Here is a 24,598-nt window from a genome sequence, read left to right as displayed (position 1 = left end):
TTCAATCATTTTTTCTTTGATCTACTGCGTTGATTAACGTTAACTTGAGGTACAGTTTCTGTGCTTTTCGCATAATCTGCAGCAAGCTGCGAAACAAAAAATGGCGAGCTATCACCAGGACGTTTAGTCTTAAATTTTTCTAGTTTGCCCTTAATTTCCTTACTTAGCGCATCCATTTCCTTTTTAAAATTGTCTGGTTTCTCTTCATCACAGTGACCTTCTGGCTCAAATTTAGCGAGTAACTTTAATAGTTTGTTGATCACTTCATTATCATAAGAGACCAAATGTCCACGACGCCAGGGCGTGTCTTCTTCTTCATTGGCCCAATTTTCATGTAATTCAACGGTGACTGCATGGTGTCCTACGTGCCACTGAGCGCCTTCCGTTTGCATCACAGAAAACGCAACTGTCTTTTTCTCGGCTGGTGATAGACCGCCATATTTTTTCTTAGTTGAGTTACCTACTGTGTATCTGAGATTATTGGCAACCGTTGGTAGCGCAATTCCATTTGGCGGATCATTGATATCATATTTGGCTATTGCGCCCATTCGTACTAACCGCTTTAACTTGGCGTAACATTGTTTCGCCGAAATTAAATGATGTTGTGCCGTTGTGTAATCAAAATCGCCTTTAGGACTGAGTCGGGTAACGTTCAACTGGCTCGGTTTACTCTTAACTTTTAAGTCTAATTTTTCATCTTCTTTGGATTTACAATCATCCAAATTTTTATCCGGACAAAAAGGACACTTCACTTTGTCATCGGCAATGTTTGAAATCGCTATTAACTCACCTATCTGGGTCATCGTTGTACTTCCCTAAGGCCTCCCTAAATTTTATTTAAACAAATAGCACCGCGGAGTGATTTTTCTGAAGCGCAAAACACTAAACTTGCATAATCACTGTTATCTGCTTCGATGGTGCGCGCAGCTATCGCCATTAAAGTCGGCGCAAAAGCTGCGCCTAGGTCTCCAAAACAATCCGCAGGGTGTTCGTGTTTATACCCTTCGACCAGCGAGGCACTATTTCTCATCATTGCAACGCCATATTCTTTACTATGAAACGATTCTCCATTAAAGGAAGAATAAATCGAGTCTATTTTTATATTATTGCTACCATCGATTGCTCCTCTTACCGCATCGGCCAAACCATCACCTAGCATAGGTTCTTGGCTGTATCGATGTCCTTTCTCTTCAGCTACTCCAGGTCGAGCGACCGCAGCAATTGCATCAGGTGATTTTTCGAGCACTCTTTGGTGAATTAACAAAATTGCCGTAGCCGCTTCACCCGGCGCAAATCCATTCGTACTGACTTCTGTTAGGACTCGGTTTTCCTCATCCAGAGCACTCAATAAGGAGGCGTCAACATAACTATCAACACCGACTAACAAAGCGTACTTGCTCTCACTATTTTCCATATAGTTAAAAATCAAATCGAGTGCTTTTAAACCTGCCGCTCTTCCTTCATTAACAATCACACTATTTGCTTGATCAAAAGCAACACCTGTTTGACGTTGTAAATTCTCAATAAAGTGCTCAGAAACTTTAATATCTTTACCCGGAATTGATTCTGGTGCAGCGAGGAATAGTGGAATGGGTTTGGAAGGAGAAAACAACTCGTAAACTTGTGATACGGCAGAAGAAGCAAGGCATAACATTCTTTTTTCTTGCCCACTCATTGCAGCAGCATTGATGTTTTCATTTAGTTCAACAAAAGCTTCGTCAGGAACCTGTGCCAATTTCATCCGATATTGATCTTTGTTGATAAAGCTCGAGTTTTGATAAACGTTGATACCTGCTTTTACCGAAGCTAAAGTCATATCAGTATTCATACCTACCGGCGTAATCATTCCAGTCGCAGCGATATACAATTTATCTTGTTTACTCAAGTGAAGCTCCTTGCTGCAACATTGATTAGCGGCGATTGGGGAGATTTAATGGCTAACTCGATTGCGGCAGCACTGCGCTGTCGCTGCAAGCCGTTTAGCAACTTATCTTGCAATGTGGCTTCGGAAATCTCGGCCCCCATAAAATATCTTCGACCTGGTAAATATTTGTGGCCATGTTTTTGCCAGGTCGAGGCAACTTTATCGACATCTGGAAAAGGTAGGTTCTCATCTTCATCCAAACTGACATCAGTATCTTGTGGATCATCGTTCGGAATTGCGGTAATTTCTTCTGGTGCTTCAATATTCAACTCATACTTTTCCAGATCGATTCCAGTAATCAATGTAAAAGATTGTCCGGCTAGTTTAGCTGTCTCCATATGACGCATTTTTTCAATTAACCAGGGGACCGCATGCGGATCACCAAGAATACCAACCGCTTCAATTACAATTCTTACATTTTCTGGCTGAGAAGATAATTTTGAGATCCATGCTCTGGCTTGATCGATTGGTAAAACACGAAACGCAACATCAACGGCTTTTCTTTGGAGGTCGCCAGGTTCCTGCACGTAAGTTTCCAACTGACGAACAGCCGTTGGATCGCCTAACATTATTGTTGACCAATTAACCCAGAATTTAACTTCAGGATCCTCATCAGAATAAGCATCATCAATTGCCCATCGATAGTCTTGGAGTTTAAGCTCACCGATTAATCTGAGCGCTCTCGCCCTCAGTTTTTTATGGTTTAAGCAATCTTCTCTTTTAAGCAAACTACCGAGAATTTCTCCAGGCGCTTCACCTCGTGCACTACATGCTGCGATTGCTAAAAACTTATGCTCTAAGTTTTTACTACTCAAGAACTTGGTAATCCAGTCGCGGACTAATTTTTCGGGAAGCCAGGCAATCGCTGAAACTAGCGCTTTAGTGTTTTCTTCTTCTTGCAACGCCTCTAAAACAACCGTTTTTATTTTTTCAACATCGCGGCTCCTAAAGGCAACTACAGCGACGGTAAAAATCTCTCCCGGTTGACCAATCGAAAGTGCTTCTAAACAGAGCTCCCATGCTAAATCAAGCGATGTCATTAAACCATCTAAATTAGCCTCTATTCTTTTTTCTAGGTCAGCGATATCATCAAGATCATAGTGTGGCTGGCGAACACCAATTGAGCGTAAAACCCACAAAAAAGAGGCTTCTGTAACATACTGCTCGTAAACCTCCCGAAACGCATTCTCTGGAATGGTTTGGGTTTTGGTAGTCAGTCTTTTTATTATGTCCATACTGAGTAATTATATTATCCCATTATATTTTTCTTATTATGAAAGAGTGGATCCCCCATTCTACAAACATTTTTCCCTTCAAATTTAACATCAAATGAGTACATCATGTATTCACATTCGCCTTTTGTTTTTCCGCTTACAACTCCGCCACCAGCTGTTCCAGCTTCGTCTCCGGTACTCATCGTGTAGACAGCACCTTTTACCATAGGCATTTTCTTGTCTGTTTTAACTGACTTCGGTCCCTTATCAGTATTAGAAGACATCCCGATGTTAGGGTATGGGATTGGCACAGGGCCACCTGGCGTAGGTGTTTTACACACGTCGGGAAAAACGGGGCTCATTCCGCCACTGCCCTTGTGAGCAATCCCTCTTGAGTTTGCAAATGTAGTTTGTCCCATGAAAATACCCTATATTGTCTCGTTTTTATCGAGTTAACTTTAAAACAACTTCATTAATGTCTAATACTTGCTTGTCACACTCAAATTCCGATCGCCAGACCATTGCTAACTGTCTCTGATTAGGTTCAAGAATTAACGTTTCTAGATTCATTTGCGGCGAGTGCGTGCTGCCCTTTAAATTGATATCACATTTAATGCTCACCTGCGGAAGCTGAGCACGGATTTCACCGTCTGGATGCATATTGCTGATAAATAAGGGCTCCCCTCCTTGGAGGTAACCAGGATAAATTAAATCTGGATGAGCTGCATTTAAAAATTTCCTGTCGAAATCAGCTGGCAAATAAGGCGCTCGATTTTTTTGCCAGTTCTCATCATAGGTGCCCGCATACATTCTTCTGGGAAGCCAATCAGGTGAACAAAAACCAAATCCTGCTGGATTAGGACTATCGCCGATATATTGGATAGGATCACTTGGATCCTCAATGTTTGGCAGTGGTGTTTTGTTCAAATCGCTCGAACTTTGTTTACCTTTAAAACTGCAACCGACAGGGTTTTTCTCTTCAGCCATGTATTGATCTTCGGTAATTTGATGGCGGCCACCAAATGCCTTCTCATAGACGATAGGCATTGAAGTAAATGGCTTTGGCGCGCTCACGCGACCATCCATCCATACGCGATCACCGGTCACTCGAACCGTCTTGTTTACCTGACCGACATTTAATTGAACATCGAGAGAATGAACTGGAGTTTGGTTTGGTGCACATGCAGCACCAATCATGACGATATCAGTGGAGCTTTTCCCTATATGAAAATCCGACGCGACTTTTATGCTCGACAACCCAGGTTCACCCCAGTATTCGTCTTCCTTTTGAGGTGGCGCTTGTTCATCAGCCAAAACCCAAGCATTTTGCAAAAGGAATGTGGCTTTTACGATCGAGTAAAGCGTATCTATTCCTTTTTCATTAGGAAAAACCGCAATCTCAGCGGCGAAAGGCGTTGCGTTCTTTAGCTGTAGCATAATGTTATTTAAAAATTACATTACTAATAAAAATAAAATTGCTGAGAAGCCGGCGGCTGTTCATTTGCATCTAATTGACCTGTACCGAGCCGCCCATAATACGATTGACGCCACTGGAACGGTTCAACAAGTATTTCCCTCGGATTAAAATTTTTCCCGATTTAGTTAATGTAATACTTGCCTCTCCACACTTTAAGACAATTTCATCTTTGCCTTCAAGCACCACTCTATTGCCATCGACTAAAGCGGTACTAACTTCAGACTCGACCGTTTCAGCTTTTTGTGGCTCTTCTAGCCGATCGTCTTCAAGGTTAACAGCTTCGACAACATGAGGCTGGCTACTTTCCTCAGGAATAACTTCCGCATTGTTTAAAATGTCCATGAGTGGACTATAAATAAAACCCATTATTACCGGCTTTTTAAAATCACCATTAGCAAATAGCAAGGCTACCTGTCGACCAACATTCTCATGGGTGATCGCAACCGTTGACATAGCAATCACTGGCGAGTCAGAGGCAACATGGTTGACCAGTGGTTCACCATCAGAATTAAAGCCTAGAAATTGCCCAATAATTACTTCGCCAGGTGCAATTGACTGTTCAATAACCGATGACGATTGCTCGCTCAAAAAATCGTTTGTTTTATTATCCATAATTTACTCTATTCCTATTCTGCATAAATCAATTAGTTCTGAGTGACTTTACTTCCCTTAAGCACTACATTCCCAGAACCTTTGACATTAATATTTTTACCACTGATAGTGATATCGCCATTTTTCTTCATGACGATTTTGGCTGATCCTGTTTTTAAGGTAATTTGATCATCAGCTTGCATGGTAATACTTTTGGCTTTCAACCCATACTCTTTGGTGACATCTTCGGTATATTTTCCTTTGACCGTTTCATCCAAATCTTTGTCAACCGTGATAGTCATGTTTTTGCCGACACTTTCGCTGTGATTTTCGGCGATACTGATATCTATATTTTTACCAACGCTATAGTTGACATTCTTGCCGACACTCTCTGTATGATTTTCACCCACGTCAATAGTGGAATTTTTTCCAATTGACTCAGAGTGATTTTTACCAACGCTTATGGTTTTATTATCACCAATGTTTTCAGATTGATTCTTGCCAACGGTTTTATTTCGATTATTATCAATTGTCGAGTTTTCATCATGTTTAACATGCTTAGTTCGATCGTTATCAACCGTTAGGGTTTCGTCATTTTCAATTTGCGTATCCATATTCTTTTCAGCATGGATATATATTTGTTCGCTATCTTTTTTATCATCAAAGCGTAGCTCATTATAATTTTGCGCATTACCACCTTTGGTCGAACGCGTTTTAATACCGCTTTGCGTTTTTGAGGTATAAGGGGGCTTGTTTTTTCCGTTGTAGACACAGCCGGTAACTATCGGACGATCGGGATCGCCATCCATAAAGCTGACAATCACTTCGTGCCCTATTCGAGGAATAAAGGAAGCTCCCCATTGATTGCCCGCCCAACTCTGTGAGACACGAATCCAGCAAGAACTATTTTCATCCTTCTTGCCCTCTCTGTCCCAAATAAATTGAACTTTTATTCGGCCAAACTCATCAACATAAATCTCTTCACCACTCGGTCCAACAACCACTGCAGATTGCGGTCCTCTCATTACGGGACGCTTATGTTCCAAAAGCGGTCTAAAATGAACTGAAGATGGAATACAGGCGAAGAAATTACTATAAGCAACAGTTGGATTATCGTCGTTGTAATAACTTTCATCAGTCGCACTATGATGTACATCGGTCAGTATATATTCACCTTTTTCATTTTTATGACTGTGACGTTTGACATTAAAACGACCGCCCGCATAAAACGAACTGCAATTGCTCGCTCCTTCGGCCGTATCGCGCTGAACTTCTTCAGCATCAAGGCGAACTTTGACTAAGTTGCTACCAATACCAGCTTTATACAATCCAGGGTATTCATAGTGTTCAAAATTTTTATTTTTAGCAAACTTGCTGGTAGTTTTTTCGCCAGCTAAAAGCGAGTTTGTGGGTTCTTTAAAATTATAATCGTTTAGGCTCCATTGGCCTTTGCGAAATTCATGGATTCTTTCCCAACTGGTAATTTGGGAATTCGGGTTTTGCCCTTGGCTATAATCTAAATCCGTTTCATCACAAACTTCATATGCATTCTTTTTATCAACCAGTTGAAGCATATGTTTACCGTCTTGATGTTTGAAATAATAAGCAATGCCTTCTTCTTCCAACAAACGAGATACAAAGTCAAAATCGCTTTCATTGTGCTGAATGCAATACTCTCGCTTTTCTCCGCCACTGGCTTTGAAATCAAAATCATTAAAACCTAAATCACTAAAAACTTGCGAGACGATATCCTTGGTATTTTTCTCTTGGAAAATTCTATGATTGTTGGTCTTCTGCAAAAACCACAACCAAGGAACCATGGTCATTTTATATCGTCGTAGATTATTTGCTTCCGGCTCACCTTCCCAGAACTGGCTTATATAACCATTGAATTTACGTTTATGCTCGTTTTGAATGGTTATAGTTCCAGACTTTCCAACAACATCATCGGCAGACACATCATGGTTTTCAGATAGCACTTCGATATGAAAGTTGAACAATTTAGAAATATGTTCATCGCCCTGAAAACTGGTTAACAAAAATGTGTCCTTCCCTAATGAAAAGTCGGAAATTGACATTATGTGATTATCTTGAGTGATTTGACTCATAACATACTCTGCATTTGGCTAATCAATTAGCACTTGTGTCCATTACTAGCATGCGTCTGATAGCAGCATAAACCCACACCGTTAAAACCCAATAACGGCACCCGATATCTTGCGCCCGTATTACTTTTGTTGACTATTTTACTTCCCTTGCGACCACATTTTGCGCGTTTAATATTATAACGCTTCTTTTGCCATAGCGGTTAATAGTAGAAACAGTATATTAACAAGATGTTATCGTCGTTTGACACTCAAAACAATACTCATAAATAGTTATTTCTGGTATCTTAAGTCCAATATTTTGAGACCTAGAACACATAAAAGCGCCGATCCGAGATATTATGGTAGGTTAATCTTAAATCACGGTTTTTAAAGCACTTTTGTCATTCAATTTTAACCGCATAGGTGATAATCTATGTCTATCAAAGAATACGGCGAATAAAGAGAAACCTCATTGAAAATACTGCTCGTAGATGACCATGAAATGTTTCGTGATGGGATTTCGATGTTGTTGGCTAAAGCTCGGCCAGATGTCGAAATATTGCAGGCGCCTGACTTATTTCTTGCACTACAACAATTAAAAGAACATCCCGATATTGAGATGATTCTTCTCGATCTTCATCTTCAAGAATCATCTCCTCACGAGAATATTAAGAGTATCAAAAGTCGTTACCCCAAAGTGCCGATCACGGTTATTTCTGGCGAAGAAAGACCAGAGTTTATTCGCAACATTCTTAATTACGGGGTAAAAGCCTATGTCCCTAAAAGTATCGAAAATAATGAGTTTGTCGAAGCGATTAAACTAGTCTTAGGGGGTAAGCCATATTTGCCGCCAGGTGTCGCTGAAGAAATAAAACGCTCCGAAGAAGAAGGTACCCCTTCATTCGACAGCTTAACTGACAGGCAGAAGCAAGTCTTGGCGTTAATGGCGCAAGGCATAAGTAATCAAGAAATTGCGGATAGACTGAATATTTCCGGAAACACCATCACCGTTCATGTAAAAAATATACTGAAAATACTCAATGCAGCCAATCGCACTGAAGCTGGGTTTATTGCCATAAAATACGGTTTGGTTTGAGCTTAAACCGGCAGTGTTAATCGCTCAAGAACTGCTTTACTTTCCGTTTCAACCGCTCTGGGTTGGCAGGCTTATGGATAAAAGATAAACCAGAGCTATTTATGTGACTTAAGCTCTCTTCACCAGTGTCGCCTGTTAATATAATACTCGGTATTGAAGTTTCGCTCAGTTCACGAATTTCTCTAATTAGATCAACGCCTGTTTTATGTTGTGGTAATCGATAATCGACAACCAATAATTCAGGAATAATCTCCTCTACAGTAACAATATTAACCGCTTCTTGGTAGTTACTCGCCGTCAGCACCTGGCATCCCCAAGAAAAGAACAACTGACTAATACTATCCAAAACAACATCATCATCGTCAACGAGTAATACTGTTCTGTCGACTAAAACATCGTCTTCAACACTTCGTTCTATTGTTACGGTAGTATTCTCAGAAGGCTGTTTACCTATTGGTAAAACGATCGAAAAAGTACTTCCTTTACCCAGGGTTGAATCGACTTTAATCGATGTATCCAATAAATTAGCGAGTTTTTCTACCGCGTACAAGCCTAAACCAAAGCCTTTATTTCGATCTCTTTCTGGGTTTTTAACTTGATAGAATTCATCAAATATTTTATTCACATGTTCTTGATCAATTCCAATCCCGGTATCACTGACCTGAACCACTAAGTGATCATTTTCTTCAAAACATCTGGCTAAAATAAACCCTTCTTTCGTATAACGAAGCGCGTTTTCTAATAAATTTCGTAGAATTCGCTCCACGCTTACGATATCACTGTGGGCATAGAGATCTTGTGTTGTAAAGTCTATCGACAAACCTCTATCGATAGCGCGCATTTCATAATCGTTTTTGAGCTTGTTAAATAGCTCTTTCATAGAAAAGTCAGAGTGAACGATCTCAATCAGGTTAGCATTGAGCTTCGAGACATTAAGCAGCTGGTTTAATAGATTTTCGAGTGCTTGATAGGCTTTCAACGTTTTATCAAATATCGACTTTTTATGAGGTTCTCTCAAAAAGTCAGATAAGGTAACAATGTAAAAACCCAACGCTTGTAAAGGCTGTCTCAAATCATGGCTTGCCGAGGCCAAGAAACGTGACTTGCTATCATTTGCCTCCTTAACCTTTTGATTTTGCTCAAAAAGTTCGAATTGAAGCTGGATTCGTTCATACTCTTTTCTAGTGGACCAACTAGCAAACATCAACATTAAACATAAATATCCAAACAAAACAAAGCCCCAAAAAATGGCACCGCTACCAGCTGAATACAAAACAGTCGAAGCTCCTGGAACCATAATTGAAAAGGCTAAAGCACTGTAGAACTTGAAGTAATTCATCAAAACCGGAAAGTAAACCGACATTACGATCACAATTGTCAGAAGAAGATGTGATTTATACTCTGCAGGAAGTAGGGCGTTAAAATAGCTAATTGCAACCCCCCAAGATAGGCCAACTAACAAAAAGTTAGCCAAGATAATGATCCGCCAAGTCCGAACTAATTTGTCGTTAATATCGGTTATCTTTTTAAAAAAATAGCCAAAAACCAGAAAAAAACCACTTGTTATGATTGCGAGAGCTCCCCAAATAACAAGGTAACTGGATGGTAACTCTTCGCTTATTCCTATTGAAAAAACAATAACAAGTAACAACCCACCGATAGCGATAAAAGGCAAGTTATTGAAAAACTGCCTAAGAATATTAACTTCGACTTTATTTTTTAGATTCTCAGGACTCAATTATGGCTCTTTAAACACAAATCAATCAGGCTCTTATTTACGCACCCACTTTAACAAATAGTTTAATGGTTAAGACAAGAGAAATAAACCTGAGATAAATACAAAGGGGTAAAATAAGAAATGGTATAAAAAGAAAAAGCCCAGGATAAAATATCTTGGGCCTTTATATTCGACTTTAAGTAGACTAGAACTAACCGCCTCTAGCCTGAGTAAGGTCGTAGCTAACTCGTTGTGCCGTTCCGTTAGCGTTATCCTTATCGGTATTAGTGTAAGAGATTTCAACTTTAGAGTAACTTAAAGTAAGATTTTCCATAGCTTCGCCTTCACCAGGACAAGACATTGAGTAACTGCTAATTAGGCAATCAAACAACTCGTAAGTCATGTACTCAACTACTTTATCAGCACCAGTACGGACGAAGTGAATTTTCACATCTTTACCGTTAGAACCGACTGATGCTTCTTTAAACAAGTTAATAACCGATGAATCACAAGTTTTAGAGATAGACACTTCACTAAGAGAAGGACGAGTCGCTTCACGATTAGACATAGCACCTGGTGTCATAGTGATGCCACGAGATACGCCGAAACTAACAGAGTCTAGCTGAATTTGATCCTTGTAACCATCAGCGGTAACGTTACCTTTAATACCTGGAATTTCTAAATAAATCGCCATTGTTAATGCTCCTTTCTGTGTTTAATTAATATCTTAAATAAAAAGTTAAAGTTTATCTTTCGAGTCTTAGAAAACAACTCTAACCACTCTGTTGCCTTCCTCAATCATCATGGTATGTACTATAACAACCTACATTTTGTGATTACATAACCAATCTTGGGTATTTTCGCGTTTTTAAACAAAAAGTTTTAAACTCGCTTGCCAAAAGTTTAGCTAAGCCCGCGACCATCAACCAACACGCTATCGAGCGTCCGCTGGCAAAACTCTCCAACTCGTCTAGATAACTCGTGGAATATGTTGCGAATAAAGCTTGTTGTCATATCGGCCGCCTGCACGACTTTGCTTAAGCCTAAAAAGCTCATAATCTTGCGAATAAGGTAAACCACCCAGCCAGAAACCTTTTCAGAAATATCGATACCTTTTTTGAAAATATAGGCGAGTTGATCCATAAGGGTTAAACCACTAGACAAGGCTAAGCAGAGCGTCCCTTTAATCACATCTAAGCACTTCTTGAGAACATACAAAAGCGCATCATTAAGCCATTCTAGGGCTGCCATGGTAAAACCGACTGGTCCACCTTTTTTAAGCCACCTCTCAATACTGGCATTGTTCTTAGGTTCCTTTAGTTTAGATAATTGAGGCCATGTTTTATCTTTCACCGACTTAATATACTCATCCATATCGTGATATTTTGCCGCAGGTACTGCACCTGGTGACGGAAGATAGTAATCAACTCCTGCGTTGGGCGTGTGAACAAATGGCCAAAATGGAATACAGGGTACGATATCGGTTTTATGGTAGGCTCGGAATATTCTTTCTGCGCCTAAATTCTTAGTACACTTATCCGCAAAACCGTGAAATCCGACTCTTGGACTACCGAAGCTATATAAATAAGGGCTCCGACTTGTCGAGCTCTTAATCCATTCTGCGCAAATCGTTGCTAACGCGCCACCTAGAGAGTGGCCGATACAATGCACTGCAATGATATCTTTTCCAAGTCCATTTACAAACTCTTTAACTTTCGGCAGCATTGATTTGAATGACGTATTAAAGCCATCATGAACGGGTTGTGCGAAATATGAGCGAGAGGTACCAATATTAAAATTGGTTAACCAATCTCCTAAATATTGGGTACCGCGAAATAGAATAAAGGCATGTTTATCGTATTTTCCTTTGCCTAACATGACAAAGCCAAATGCGGTCTTAGATTTGATTATTCCCGGCCCACCGGTCTTACCGGTAATCATGTTTTTGTCGGCAACGGTTAAGATATCACCATATTTGGCTTTAAGCGCGCTGACTGCTTGCTCAAGCGAATCAGTTTTGGTGAGCTGATAAACATCTTTGGCTAGGTTAGAAGAAAAAACTGGGCTCAACTGTAACATAAAGCTTAAAACTCCATTTTAGGATCCGGTTCAACGTCCCAAGTACAGCGGCTGTATATAAAAGCACCATCTACCACTATTGTTGTATTTTCACTATTTAACTCGCAAGTGACTACTAAGGGCTTACCCTTCGACTCGGTATTTTCTTCTGGACCGGATTTCACTGCGGACCAGATTGCATATTCAGTACCATTGAAAATAACATCAATATTTTGTTTCGGTGCAAACTCTTGGGGCAGGTATTTAGTTACCGTATTGGTGAACACTGCAGGCATTTCAAAGTAGCCATTTTCATCAGTGGTAACCTCGTCTTTCAACTCTTTGTTTAAATTAGCTCTTCGAACAACTAGTGCATTTGCGGCGGGTTTACCGTCGATTAAAATCACACCAGAGATATTCGAAAACAAACAAACCTTTCCGACATCAGATATTGCCATTTCACAAGCTCCTAACGAAAAAAACGCAATTAAAACAATTAAGGATTTTTTAAAGTATTTTATTTTTATTTCTCCCGATTACCTGATCTGGAAATCAAATTCTAGAGATAAACGCTAGAGTCACCAGATAATCTACTATTAATCAATAGTTGGATACATAACTAAATTTAGGTATTTTATTGAATATTTAATCTTCTTCTCACTTTATTGAGATATCTTAAATATGTGATAAATATTATCTCCTCAACTATACCATAAGCCCGTCAATGGAGAGAGGTCAAAGGAGAGAATTTTCCTGTGATGAATGCTAAAACTTAAAAGCCACCAAAACGATTGAGTCGCAGTGCAATTATGCATTTAACTTTTTAATATTTTTTAGTGGACTTTTTAATATAGTCTTTAATATCTGGTCTTTTAAAGAGAACCAACTCAATTGTTTAAGCCTCAGCTATTGATTAATGCTCAGGCTTAAATTAAAAAGATCTTCGAGGTTTGAAATAGAATTACAATATATACTGAAAGTCAAAAAGTATCTTAACGTCTTTGTCAAAATCATCTTCAGTATCCACAATGCCATCCGTTGTTGGCGATGAATACTTATTCTCAACAGGATAAGCAAACTGCAATGTCCCACTCATGTTATCAGAATAAGAAAACTGAAGACCCACACCTAGGTTAACTAACGTTGACTCAAAAAAACTGCCATCGTCGGTAGTTGTGTAGGAGCGACCAAAACCTGCATCCATAAACACAAAGGGTGAGATCACGTTAGCAAGCGAAGTGCTCCCCATTTCAACATCAAGAAATTCTGGTAAGTTAAAAAATAAGTCTGCACCAAGATATATCGCTTGGTCGGCAGAAAATTCTTTTGCCTCAAACCCACGAGTTCTAGAGGGCCCACCCAGCGAGAATTGATTAATCGAAGACAAGGACGATTCGGAATACTGCAGTGCACCACGCACAATTGAGCGCGTTTCCACATCGGTAAAAGGAAAATTCCAGAACGACAGTAAAGAATATTCAGAATTTAGAATGGTAAAGTTTTCATCTTGATTTTCTTGTTTTCCGAAAACAAACTCCCCTTGAGTCAGTCTGACGTTACCTTTGTGGAGCATCTTGTTAGTTTCTTGCAAAATATCGTAGTTAAAACTAATCACAGCGTTGTTGACTTCATCATCAAGAATTCGACCGCCATCATTCACGAAAGAGGTTAACCGAATCCGCGAGTCGACGTTTTCATAACTTAAGCTATATGAGTAGTTTTCTACTCGGCTGCGTTTGTGCTTATAAGAAAAACTAATGTCGTTTATCGTGGTATCGCCTTCCAGGTTCAATGCGTTGATGGCTTCTGAGCTTCCTCTCCCCAATACAAACGCATTTTGGGCGTAACCTAACGAGATTTTAAAGCGCGGTCCAAAGTAATTGGTATTATACCGTACCTGACCATATGCAGTATTTGCGGGACTGGTTGCGCCTAAAACTGCGACCTGAAGTTGATCGGCAGTCCCTGTCATGTTGTTCCAGAAAAACTCACTGTACAAACGATTCTCACCGGTTTCTTCCGTGCCATGATTATCAACACGGAAATTAGTAACAAATGAGTTTTGATTTTTCACATTAATGTTGAGGCGAGTATCACCTACTTGCGATCCCGCTTCAAAAAAGCCTTGGGTACTAAGTCCAGGTAGGTCATTAATTAAATAGAGCTTTTCTTCGACTACAGCGCTCGTTACTGGTTTGGTCATCATGTCATCGAACACAGAACTGATGATCTCATCATCATAAAGTTCACTATCATTGACCTTAGTTTCGCCGAGTACGCCAAGTAGTAATGTCAAATTGACTACACCGTCGCGAACTTGTTGTTCGGGAATATAGGCTTTCGCTAAAATAAATCCATGTTCTCGATAGTAAGTTGTTATTCTGTCGGCGACCGTTTCGATCATCCCTAGTGTGATACCGCGCTTTAGCTGCTGGTCCCTCACTAACCAAACAAGCCTTTGAACTTCCAACGCGCCGACATGGCGCCCTTGAACATCTTTTTCAATGTTAACCAACAAGTTTGACAGTTCGCCAAGCTCGTCTAGCGTGTAACCCGACTCTAAAAGCTTGCCTTCGCCCATCATGTCAAATCGAATATCTTCTACGATTTTACTGATTTCGGCTCGAGTAATCCCCAGCTCCGGATACTCTACAATTCCTTGCAAACGAAACTCTGTGACCGATAATCTGGGCCCAGCATTTGGATCAGGATCCCTTTCTCTAACTGACGGGATATCAATATCTTTTAACAATGTTTCTCTTTTTAAATCGGGTACTTCTGTAATTTGTGGCAAATCGACTTCGCCTGCTGACGCGTCAAAGCGCGCAAGCAACAGGCCTAAAGCTAAAATGTAAAAACGATTTTTAAAACTCAACTCAAACATAAACATACATAAACAACTTAAACGTTATCAATTCAATAAATGACGCTCTGGGATAATAAACTTAGAATGGCTAAATGACAGCATTTTTATTCTTCTAATCAAGTTAAGCCGGCGACATGCGCCGACTTACCCATTACATTCCCGCAGCAGCATCCGCCTCAATAAGTGGATATTCATCCTCCTCTTCATCATCCTCTTCATATAACTGATCACGAGGAAGGCGAACTGCAACTTCGTCAGAATAGTAATTCGTTAAATCCGTAAAAATGGCTGGATCGACTTCTACTAGCTCTTCGACTTCAACTAGCTGACCACCAGCAATAGCTGATACCGCATCAAAAGAGCTAAATCTAAACAGCGATCCACTGTCATCAATTTCAGGTAACGGTTGCGCAAATTGTGGATTTAAACTTGTACGTACAGTAATTAACACCGAGTCTCGAATTCGAAGCACTAAAGGTCGAGTAATTGACCCGAAAGTTCCTGACAGGGTTGAATCTAAAAAGGCTGCATCGCGCGCAACGATATCGGCATTTTCAAAATCAGGGGTTTCACCAATTCCGAGGAAACTACCACCTTCGGTCGTCATAACCAGGGAGCCCACATCATATCCTGCGTCGACGCTACCGGGCATAAAGCTGATATCACTTCCCTCAAAGTCTGCATTATTGAAGGTAATATCGCCACTAGTCGCGAGACGCTCTAGGATAATGTTACCCCGATTATCAATTCGAATTTGCCCTTGACCATTTTCGGCAAACAGATTCGCTAATTGAGTTTCTAAAGCATTATCGGCACCGATTCCATTCTGTGCAATCAATTCGGCTCGATTGGCAACGATATTGTCGACATCATCATTATTGTCAACAATTTCACCAGTTGAACTGGTAACATTGACGGTGCCTCCAGAAGTCGTTAACAAAGCGAGGTCTACATTACCATTTGCTGTGTAAGAAATATTACCCGCATTGGCTGTACTACTGGTACTACTCGCCATGGTGATCGATTGTTCAGAAACTAAAGTAATATCAGCGACACTCTCAATGTTGGCGTTTTGAACAAAGTCGCCTGCATTAATTACAATGTTACCTAGCAAACTTTGCAGGTTATTATTAATTTGCACGTCACCAGTAGCGTTAATCGTAATTGCACCGACTGAAATATCCGCTGCAGTCGAAAGATTCTCAGCGTTGACTTGAAGCAAATTATCAACATTGATGTCATTTAACACTAAACTTTCGATATCGCTGAAAGTGGCATTATTCGCAGAAGTAACATTAATAATATTAAAATTATTGGTTGCGTTGTCCAAAATGATATCGTTACCGTTTGCCTCTATGGTCAATGTTTCAGTGACGATAATCGTTCCACTATCGGTAATATCTCCAACAACATTCAAATTGAAGTTTCGCGCATTGATTGCTGCAAAATCTGTAGCAACGGCGTTTCTAAAAGTGATGTCACCATCTGTGCTCAAACTAACCGCACCTGATAATTGATTTGAGTTATCCAAATCAATGCTTCCAGTGGTGCTAACTGCAAAATTATTACTGCTAGTTAAAACAGTACCGGCCAGTTGTGATACAGCGCCATTAGCAACTAAATCAAAAACACCTGAAGTATCAATTGAATCGAGTACAATTGAGTCGGCCTCCGCCAGATAAACATCACCGACCGCATTTGTTATGGACAGCGTGTTAATATCCGTATTGATACGACTCCCTTGAGTCCCGGCTCCGGCAACTGAGTCAAGTACTAGCGCATCAGCTGATAATAATGACCCCGATGAATTGGTTAACAGCGAATTGAGCAGCGTTAAGTTGCCGTTACCTAAATCAAGATCGCCAACTAAATCAAATGTGTCATTACTTTCTCCGGACAATATCAAGTTCGTTCTGTTATTAAACTGAACAGTTGTACCGCCGTTGACGGTTACATTCCCCGTACTGATATCAATTAAATCAGCCCCAGTAGAACCAAAGATGGTGAAATTAACCGCTTCAACATTATCAACAACCGACTCAACTTCATCAAAACTGAAAGCGTAAGTTACACCACTGGTGTTTTGATAATTTAGTACTTCTGCGCCATTAACATTAGAGGTGTAGGTCGCATCAAAGTCGTCTCCTCCGCCAGACAAGAGAACCGAATCATCGCCTTCGCCGCCGATAAAACTTACCTGACCTGACGTATTAAACGACAAACGCAATTCATCATTACCCGCACCACCATGAATGTATCCGGTAACGCTGCCACCATTTTGAATATCGAAGAAGTCATTCCCGCTGCCACCTTGGATGATATTGAAATCAATAAATGAAATGATATTTCCGTCGGCATCTTGGAACTGACCATCATTGATACCATCAGCCATGCCCGCTCCATCGAAGTCCGAAATGGTCCAAACGTTATCGCCGTCAATAACAGAAATCGTGCTGTTAAAACCGCTGGTTCCATCACCATTGCCGATTAACCCTTCAATGCCAGTGATATTAACGGTATCAGGCACTATTGAATCACCAATGACAACATTAACATCAGCCATCGTATTAGAGTAATCAATTGAATCGATTCCAGAGCCTTCGCCACCATTTATTTGAACGATTCCGGTCGCGTCGATGATTTCAAATGTATCATCTGCGATGCCGCCCGAGATGACACTAAAACCACTAAAAGCAACCGTTGAATCCGGTGATGGTGTCAAAGCGCTTTCTACAGTACTCAAACCGGTGGTATCAATTGCCCAACGACTCGCGACATCCAAACCGTTAATCGTATTGTTTCTACTTGAGTTGGCAAGAATAGTTTCGATATTATTCACGTAAAGCGTATCGCTCGAACTGACGCCAGCAACAGCCCCCAGTTGCACAATAATATCTCTACCTAGCCCCAACATATTGAGTTCATCACCGACACCGCCGCCGCCATCAATAAGACCAGTAATATGATCGGCATTGTTTAAATTAAAGATATCTGCGGATGTGCCACCAGTTAAATTAGCAAAGCCAGAAAACGAAATACTTTGCGTCGGTAAATTTAAAGTGCCGGCATTGGTCCCATCGATGTTCCAAATGTTGCTGGTGTTACTCGCGATGATGGTATTGACGACAGTGTCGTTAGCATTGGCATCTAATTGTTCAATACCTAAAATAGTAAAGTCAGCGTTGATCGATTCATCAACACCAACCGTGACACCCGTGGTCAACGCAGTTAAATCTAGAATGTCGATCACACCGGCGCCACTACCACCATTGATAATTCCAGTGATGGTACCGCCATCTTGAATGGTAAACACATCAACGTTAGTTCCGCCGGTGATATTATTGAAATCAATAAAGACTATGCCATTAACAGTACCATCATTTTCCCCGGTGATTAACCAGCTATTAGCGATGTTGTCACCGATTAACGTACTGTCAACATTATTACCTTGAACAATCTCGGCATTTTGAACCCCATTGAAAGCATCCGCTAGGGTCAGAGACACAGTATCTTGCAGACTATAGTCAACGATATCTCCATTGATATGGTCGCCAGCATCAATAATTCCAGAAATCAATGCGCCAGTCATAAAACTGAATCGATCATCTCCATTGCCACCGGTTAAATTTTCCATCGATGAAAAATTAATGAGATCGGTTGGCGAATCAATAGCCTCGCTTACCGAGCCCAAATCTGTCCCCGTGATTAACCAGTTATTGTTCTGGTCCCTTCCGACTAAAGTATCAACCGCAGTGTCGCTACCAACCAAGTTTTGGATATTAGCAAACGCATTGCCATTAATGGTCCCACTGTGGGTCGCAGAAATAACCCACAAGTTACTGCCGCTAGTATTGCTACGTTGTAAAGTGTTGTTTCCTGCGCCGCCATCGATAGTGCCAGTAACAAAACCACCTTCTGCTAAATTAAACAGGTCATCCGCTGAGCCACCGAGAAGGTTGTTAAAGCCGATAAAAGTTATCCCGGCGATAGTTCCTGTGTTTTCACCAGTAATTAGCCAACTATTGGTAATATCAGCACCATTTAAAGTACTGTCGGTATTGTTACCTTGGATTATTTCTGCATTTTGCACGCTATTAAATGCGTCATCCAAAGAGACATTTACCACAGTTTGTAGCGAATAATCGACGATATCGCCATTGATATGATCACCGGCATCAATAGAACCCGTCACTGAACCGCCAGCAGCGAAGCGGAATCTGTCATCGCCACTTCCACCGATTAGATTCTCCATTTCGCTAAAGGTAATCAGATCACTCGGAGAGCTCACTGCTTCGGCAACCGTTCCAGAGTTGACCCCATTTAAATCCCAATTGTTGTTTTGGTCTCGGCCGCTCAATGTATCGATTGCATTTGCACTTCCAACTAGGGTTTGAATGTTGACAAAGTCACCGCCATTCAGCGTACCTTGGTATTGCCCTGTAATGATCCATTCATTAGTGCCCGACGTGTTACTACGTTGCAGCGTATTTGCTCCAGCTCCGCCGTTGATGGCACCAGTAACCGAACCACCTTGAGCTAAATTAAACAAATCATTCGCCGAGCCACCATTAAGGATATTAAAGTCAACAAAACTGATACCGCCAACGCTGCCATCATTCTCGCCAGTGATTAGCCAAGTATTATCGACGTCAGCTGCAGTTAATGTACTTGCTAGATTATTCCCTACTACAATCTCCGCGTTTTGAATGCCGTTAATACCATTCGTCAAATCAACATCAACTGAGGTTCGTAACGAGTAGTCAACAACATCCCCTGTCGTGTGAGCGCCGGCATCGATGGCGCCTGAAATCGACCCAGCATCTGTAAAGATGAATCGGTCATCACCAGTCCCACCATTGAGGTTTTCGATATCAGAAAAAGTGATTGTGTCTAATGGCGTGTCACTTGAATCTGACACAGAACCAGAATCTGTACCGGAAATCATCCAGTTATTGTTTTGATTACGAGCAGTCAATGTGTCAACAACACTGCTACTTCCAATGATGTTTTGGATGTTACTGAAAGCATCACCGTTTATTGTACCGCTGTGCTGAGAGGTTAAAATCCATTCGTTATTTCCGGTCGTGTTGGTTCGTTGCAAGGTATTGGTCCCTGCACCACCATTAATCAGACCGGTAATAAAACCGCCTTCGGTTAAATTAAACAAATCATCAGCAGAGCCACCAATGAGAATATTAAAATCGATAAAAGTAATGCCCGCGACACTGCCATCATTTTCACCGGTAATGATCCAAGTATTCGACACATCACTTGCGGTCAAGGTACTGTCAAAGTTATTACCTTGTACAATCTCTGCATTTTGTACACCGTTTAAGGCATTAGCGATATTGACATTTACTTGGGCTTGGAGCGAATAATCAACGATGTCACCGTTAACATGAGCGCCGGCATCAATTAAACCGGTTATCAACCCATTGGGTGCAAAACGGAATCTATCATCTCCGCTGCCGCCATTAAGGTTTTCCATTTCACTAAAAGTAATCAAATCGGTCGGCGTAACGACCGCGGCAGCGACTGTCCCAGAGTTGGTATTACTAATATCCCAGTTATTGTCTTGGTCGCGTCCGGTCAAAGTATCATTGGCATTAGCGCTTCCAGTGAGGGTTTGAATATTCAAGAAACTACCGCCGTTCAACGTTCCGCTGTATTGGCCCGTAATTACCCAAACATTATCGCCAGTCGTGTTGCTACGTTGCAGTGTATTTGCGCCACCCGAGCCATTGATAATTCCTGTTATAGCACCGCCCTCTGCTAAATTAAACAAGTCGTCAGCAGAGCCACCAACCAAGTTGTTGAAATCAATAAAATTGATACCTGCAACCGAGCCATCATTAACCCCGGTAATCAACCATGTATTGTCTACGTTATTGGCAGTCAACGTACTGTTGGTATTATTGCCTTGAACAAACTCAGCGTTGAGAACGCCATTAAATGCATTTGAGACAGTAATATCGACTACCGCTTGCAGTGAATAGTCTACGATATCGCCGCTAACATGACCGCCCGCATCGACGATTCCAGAGATCGCTCCGGCAGTAGCAAAGCGGAATCGGTCATCACCGCTTCCCCCCGTTAAATTTTCCATCTCACTAAAACTGATTAAATCACTCGGACCAACCACTGCCTCAGCGACAGTTCCAGAGTCATTACCGGTGATGTCCCAATCATTATCTTGATCACGCCCAATTAAGGTGTCGGTAACGCTCGCGCTACCGGTCAACGTTTGCATGTTACTAAACGAATTTCCGTTAATGGTTCCTGCATGCTGCCCAGTAATTACCCAAGTGTTATCGCCACTGGTATTTGAACGTTGCAAGGTATTACTTCCACCTCCCCCGTTTATTAATCCAGTGATTGATCCACCTTGAGCTAAATTAAAGAGATCGTTGCCATTACCACCAATCAAGTTGTTAAAGCCGATAAAAGTAATGCTAGCGACCGAGCCTTCATTCTCACCGGTTATAAGCCAAGTGTTGGCGGCGTCATCTCCAGTTAACGTGCTATTGACATTATTTCCTTGAATAATTTCTGCGTTTTGCACGCCATTGAACGCATTCGCCAAGGTAATATTGACGTCTGTCTGTAACGAGTAATCAACAATATCGCCATTGACATGATCACCACCGTCGATTAATCCGGTAACCGAACCGGAAGTAGCAAACCTGAATCTATCATCAGCGTTACCACCATTAAGATTTTCCATTTCGCTAAATGAAATTAAATCAGTGGGTGAACTACCAGTCTCAGAAACGCTGCCCGAGTTAGTTCCTGAAATATCCCAGTTATTATCTTGGTTGCGCCCCGTTAAAGTATCAACCGCGTCGGCACTACCGATTAAAGATTGAATATTACTGAATGCGTTTCCATTCAAGGTACCTTGATGTTGCCCTGTTATCTCCCAAAGATTACTGCCACTCGTATTGGTTCGTTGAAGGGTGTTAGTGCCAAGTCCACCATCGATCAATCCACTGATTGAACCGCCTTCCGCGACCACAAACAAATCAGCAACGGAGCCACCAACTAGATTATTAAAGCCGCTAAAGGTAATGCCATCAATATCAACGATATTCGCACCGGAGATTAACCAAGTGTTGCTAACGTTTCTACCAGTCAACGAACTTGCAGTGTTGTTACCTTGTATTTGTTCGATATTGCTGACGTTCGCAAGATCGGTATTAAGGTCAATGTCAACCGAAGCTAACAGCGAGTAATCAAGGGTGTCGGCGTTAATGTGAGCGCCGCCATCGATGGACCCAGATATTGAACCACCAGGAACAAATTGGAAATTATCATCATTGGCATTACCAACTAAATTTTCCATACCGCTGAAGGCAATCGAAGTCCCAACACCATCTTCGCCAACAGTACCCGTATTAGTCCCCGTGATTTGCCAATCATTCGCTTGGTTGATCCCGGTTAAGGTATCGCTAACACCACTGTTACCCACTAGACTTTGGATGTTACTGAACGCATCACCATTTAGGGTCCCGGCATAAAGTGCGGTTAAGATCCAACTATTCGCCAGGCTATTGTTGCTGGTTAAGCTATTGCTGCCATTACCGCCATTAATTAAGCCCGATATTCTCGCCCCATCAGCAACCGTAAAGTCATCACTCGCATCGTTACCAACCAGGTTTTCCATACCACTAAAGGCTATCGAAGTCCCGACACCATCTTCGCCAACAGTACCACTATCAACCCCAGTAATTTGCCAATCATTCGCTTGATTGATCCCGCTTAAGGTATCGCTAACACCACTGTTACCCACAAGACTTTGGATGTTACTGAACGCATCACCATTTAAGGTGCCCGCATAAAGTGCGGTTAAGATCCAACTGTTCGCCAGGCTATTATTGCTGGTCAAACTATTGCTGCCATTACCACCATTAATCAGACCCGATATTCTCGCCCCATCAGCAACCGTAAAATCGTCACTACCATCATTACCCGTGAGGTTTTCCATGCCACTAAAGGCAATCGACGTCCCGACACCATCTTCGCCAACAGTACCACTATCAACGCCAGTTATTTGCCAGTCATTGGCTTGATTGATACCGGTTAAGGTATCGCTAACGCCACTGTTACCCACAATGCTTTGGATGTTACTGAACGCATCACCATTTAAGGTACCGGCATAAAGTGCGGTTAAAACCCAGCTGTTAGCCAAGCTGTTATTGCTGGTTAAACTGTTGTTACCCAAACCACCGTCAATTAGTCCTGATATCGACCCACCGTTTTGTAAAACGAAGTTATCGATTGCACTGCCGCCCAACAAGTTACCAAATCCGCTAAACCCATAGGTCGTCGCACCAACCGTAACCGTTCCGACATTCGCGCCAGTAATATCCCAATCGTTTTGCTGACCATCCAAGCCCTGCAACGTGCCTAACACGTTGCCGATAATTAAATCGAAGTTCAAATAATTGGCTAATTGAATAATGGCATTGCCGAAACTGGTTAAATCTATACTGTCGGTACCCGCTAAACTTCCTTCTCGAGTTTCAATCGAAGTAAAATTGGTAACCACTAAAGGCGAGCCGTCAACAGCAACACTGCCATCATCGGCAAGGTCAACGGTCCAAATACTATTGCCATTGACAATCGATAATCTATCGTCGCCATTACCGCCATTAATCGTGTTGACTAAACCTGCTGTGTCCAGGGTAAATACGTCATTACCCGTATCCCCATTAATCGTATCAATACCGGCAACATTAACGGTGAAGTCATCACCGCCATTACCAGCGGTTAATATTGAAAAATTGCTAAAGACAGTTGTCGTAGTGCCGTCGTTCACTGAGTTGGTTGCATCAACCAACCAGGTATTGCCCCCATTATCCGCACCAACCAAGGTATTAGTGCCACCACCCGCGGTCAGCGTTTCGGTATTCGCGACATCGGTACCGAGGGTAATCGTCACATCACTTCCGGTAATCGTTACCGAATCATTATCGGCGCCACCATCAATTAAGCCGCTTACCGAGCTGTTATCTACAATGGTAATAACATCATCACCCGCCCCGGTTGATAATGAACCCGCCGTACCAGCACCATTAAACGTCACCGTATCGATACCAGTACCTGCGGTAATCGCACCTACCACTGTGCCTGCATTATTAACGGTGATCGTATTGTCGCCATTACCGGCATTCAGACTGTCTATTTGAGCATTTAAAGTAAAGCGATCATTACCCTCATTACCTACTAGGTTTTCCATACCGCTGAAGGCAATCGAAGTCCCAACACCATCTTCGCCAACAGTACCCGCATTGGTTCCCGTGATTTGCCAATCATTCGCTTGGTTGATCCCGGTTAAGGTATCGCTAACACCACTGTTACCCACTAGACTTTGGATATTACTGAACGCATCACCATTTAGGGTCCCGGCATAAAGTGCGGTTAAGATCCAACTATTCGCCAGGCTGTTGTTGCTGGTTAAACTATTGCTGCCATTACCGCCATTAATCAGACCCGATATTCTCGCCCCATCAGCAACCGTAAAGTCATCACTCGCATCGTTACCAACCAGGTTTTCCATACCACTAAA

Annotated in this window: 14 protein-coding genes; 1 reads left to right on the top strand and 13 read right to left on the bottom strand. The window is 41.6% G+C overall.

The genetic code is table 11. From position 1 onward, the window contains the following. Window positions 1-5: 5 nt before the first annotated feature. The 7 genes from FLL45_RS00065 to FLL45_RS00035 form a co-directional block, all read right to left on the bottom strand. The gene (locus FLL45_RS00065) at window positions 6-803 is read right to left on the bottom strand and encodes a 3'-5' exonuclease family protein (RefSeq protein WP_142887759.1); all 798 of its coding nucleotides are present in this window, start codon (window positions 801-803) and stop codon (window positions 6-8) included. A 23-nt stretch (window positions 804-826) separates the two neighbouring features. Next, window positions 827-1,885, bottom strand: coding sequence for a hypothetical protein (locus FLL45_RS00060; protein ID WP_142887758.1), 1,059 nt, complete (start codon window positions 1,883-1,885; stop codon window positions 827-829). Beyond that, the gene (locus FLL45_RS00055) at window positions 1,882-3,159 is read right to left on the bottom strand and encodes a TIGR02270 family protein (protein WP_142887757.1); all 1,278 of its coding nucleotides are present in this window, start codon (window positions 3,157-3,159) and stop codon (window positions 1,882-1,884) included. Before FLL45_RS00055 ends, FLL45_RS00060 begins: the two co-directional genes overlap by 4 nt. Window positions 3,160-3,173: 14 nt before the next feature. Then, window positions 3,174-3,557, bottom strand: a complete 384-nt coding sequence (locus FLL45_RS00050; protein ID WP_142887756.1) for a DUF4150 domain-containing protein — start codon at window positions 3,555-3,557, stop codon at window positions 3,174-3,176. Between the two features lie 25 nt (window positions 3,558-3,582). Then, a complete protein-coding gene (locus FLL45_RS00045; protein ID WP_142887755.1) occupies window positions 3,583-4,575 on the bottom strand; it encodes a DUF2169 family type VI secretion system accessory protein in 993 nt (330 codons plus the stop codon). Window positions 4,576-4,645: 70 nt separating this feature from the next. Beyond that, window positions 4,646-5,227 carry a DUF6484 domain-containing protein gene (locus tag FLL45_RS00040; RefSeq protein ID WP_142887754.1) on the bottom strand — a complete coding sequence of 194 codons (582 nt, stop codon included), beginning with the start codon at window positions 5,225-5,227 and terminating at the stop codon, window positions 4,646-4,648. A gap of 32 nt (window positions 5,228-5,259) precedes the next feature. After that, window positions 5,260-7,314, bottom strand: a complete 2,055-nt coding sequence (locus FLL45_RS00035; RefSeq protein WP_142887753.1) for a type VI secretion system Vgr family protein — start codon at window positions 7,312-7,314, stop codon at window positions 5,260-5,262. A 451-nt stretch (window positions 7,315-7,765) separates the two neighbouring features. Here FLL45_RS00035 and FLL45_RS00030 point away from each other — a divergent pair, with 451 nt between their 5' ends. Then, window positions 7,766-8,389 carry a LuxR C-terminal-related transcriptional regulator gene (locus FLL45_RS00030; RefSeq protein WP_142887752.1) on the top strand — a complete coding sequence of 208 codons (624 nt, stop codon included), beginning with the start codon at window positions 7,766-7,768 and terminating at the stop codon, window positions 8,387-8,389. Window positions 8,390-8,405: 16 nt separating this feature from the next. Here FLL45_RS00030 and FLL45_RS00025 read toward each other — a convergent pair whose 3' ends face one another. From FLL45_RS00025 to FLL45_RS22685, 6 genes are all read right to left on the bottom strand, one after another. Next, window positions 8,406-10,127 (bottom strand): ATP-binding response regulator, encoded by a 1,722-nt coding sequence (locus tag FLL45_RS00025; RefSeq protein WP_142887751.1) that lies wholly within the window; start codon window positions 10,125-10,127, stop codon window positions 8,406-8,408. A 190-nt stretch (window positions 10,128-10,317) separates the two neighbouring features. Then, window positions 10,318-10,800: an Hcp family type VI secretion system effector gene (locus tag FLL45_RS00020; protein ID WP_142887750.1), complete on the bottom strand. Its 483-nt coding sequence runs from the start codon at window positions 10,798-10,800 to the stop codon at window positions 10,318-10,320. A 209-nt stretch (window positions 10,801-11,009) separates the two neighbouring features. Next, window positions 11,010-12,185, bottom strand: coding sequence for a lipase family protein (locus FLL45_RS00015; RefSeq protein ID WP_142887749.1), 1,176 nt, complete (start codon window positions 12,183-12,185; stop codon window positions 11,010-11,012). A gap of 5 nt (window positions 12,186-12,190) precedes the next feature. Next, window positions 12,191-12,622, bottom strand: a complete 432-nt coding sequence (locus FLL45_RS00010) for a DUF6795 domain-containing protein (protein WP_142887748.1) — start codon at window positions 12,620-12,622, stop codon at window positions 12,191-12,193. Window positions 12,623-13,125: 503 nt separating this feature from the next. Then, on the bottom strand, window positions 13,126-15,048 hold the full coding sequence (locus tag FLL45_RS00005; protein WP_185964268.1) for a ShlB/FhaC/HecB family hemolysin secretion/activation protein: 1,923 nt from the start codon (window positions 15,046-15,048) through the stop codon (window positions 13,126-13,128). Between the two features lie 133 nt (window positions 15,049-15,181). Further along, on the bottom strand, window positions 15,182-24,589 hold the full coding sequence (locus FLL45_RS22685; RefSeq protein ID WP_210247073.1) for a beta strand repeat-containing protein: 9,408 nt from the start codon (window positions 24,587-24,589) through the stop codon (window positions 15,182-15,184). Window positions 24,590-24,598 lie beyond the last annotated feature (9 nt).

This window comes from Aliikangiella marina (assembly GCF_007004765.1).
In the GTDB taxonomy this organism is placed as follows: domain Bacteria; phylum Pseudomonadota; class Gammaproteobacteria; order Enterobacterales; family Kangiellaceae; genus Aliikangiella; species Aliikangiella marina.
This window is presented reverse-complemented; position numbering and strand designations above follow the sequence as displayed.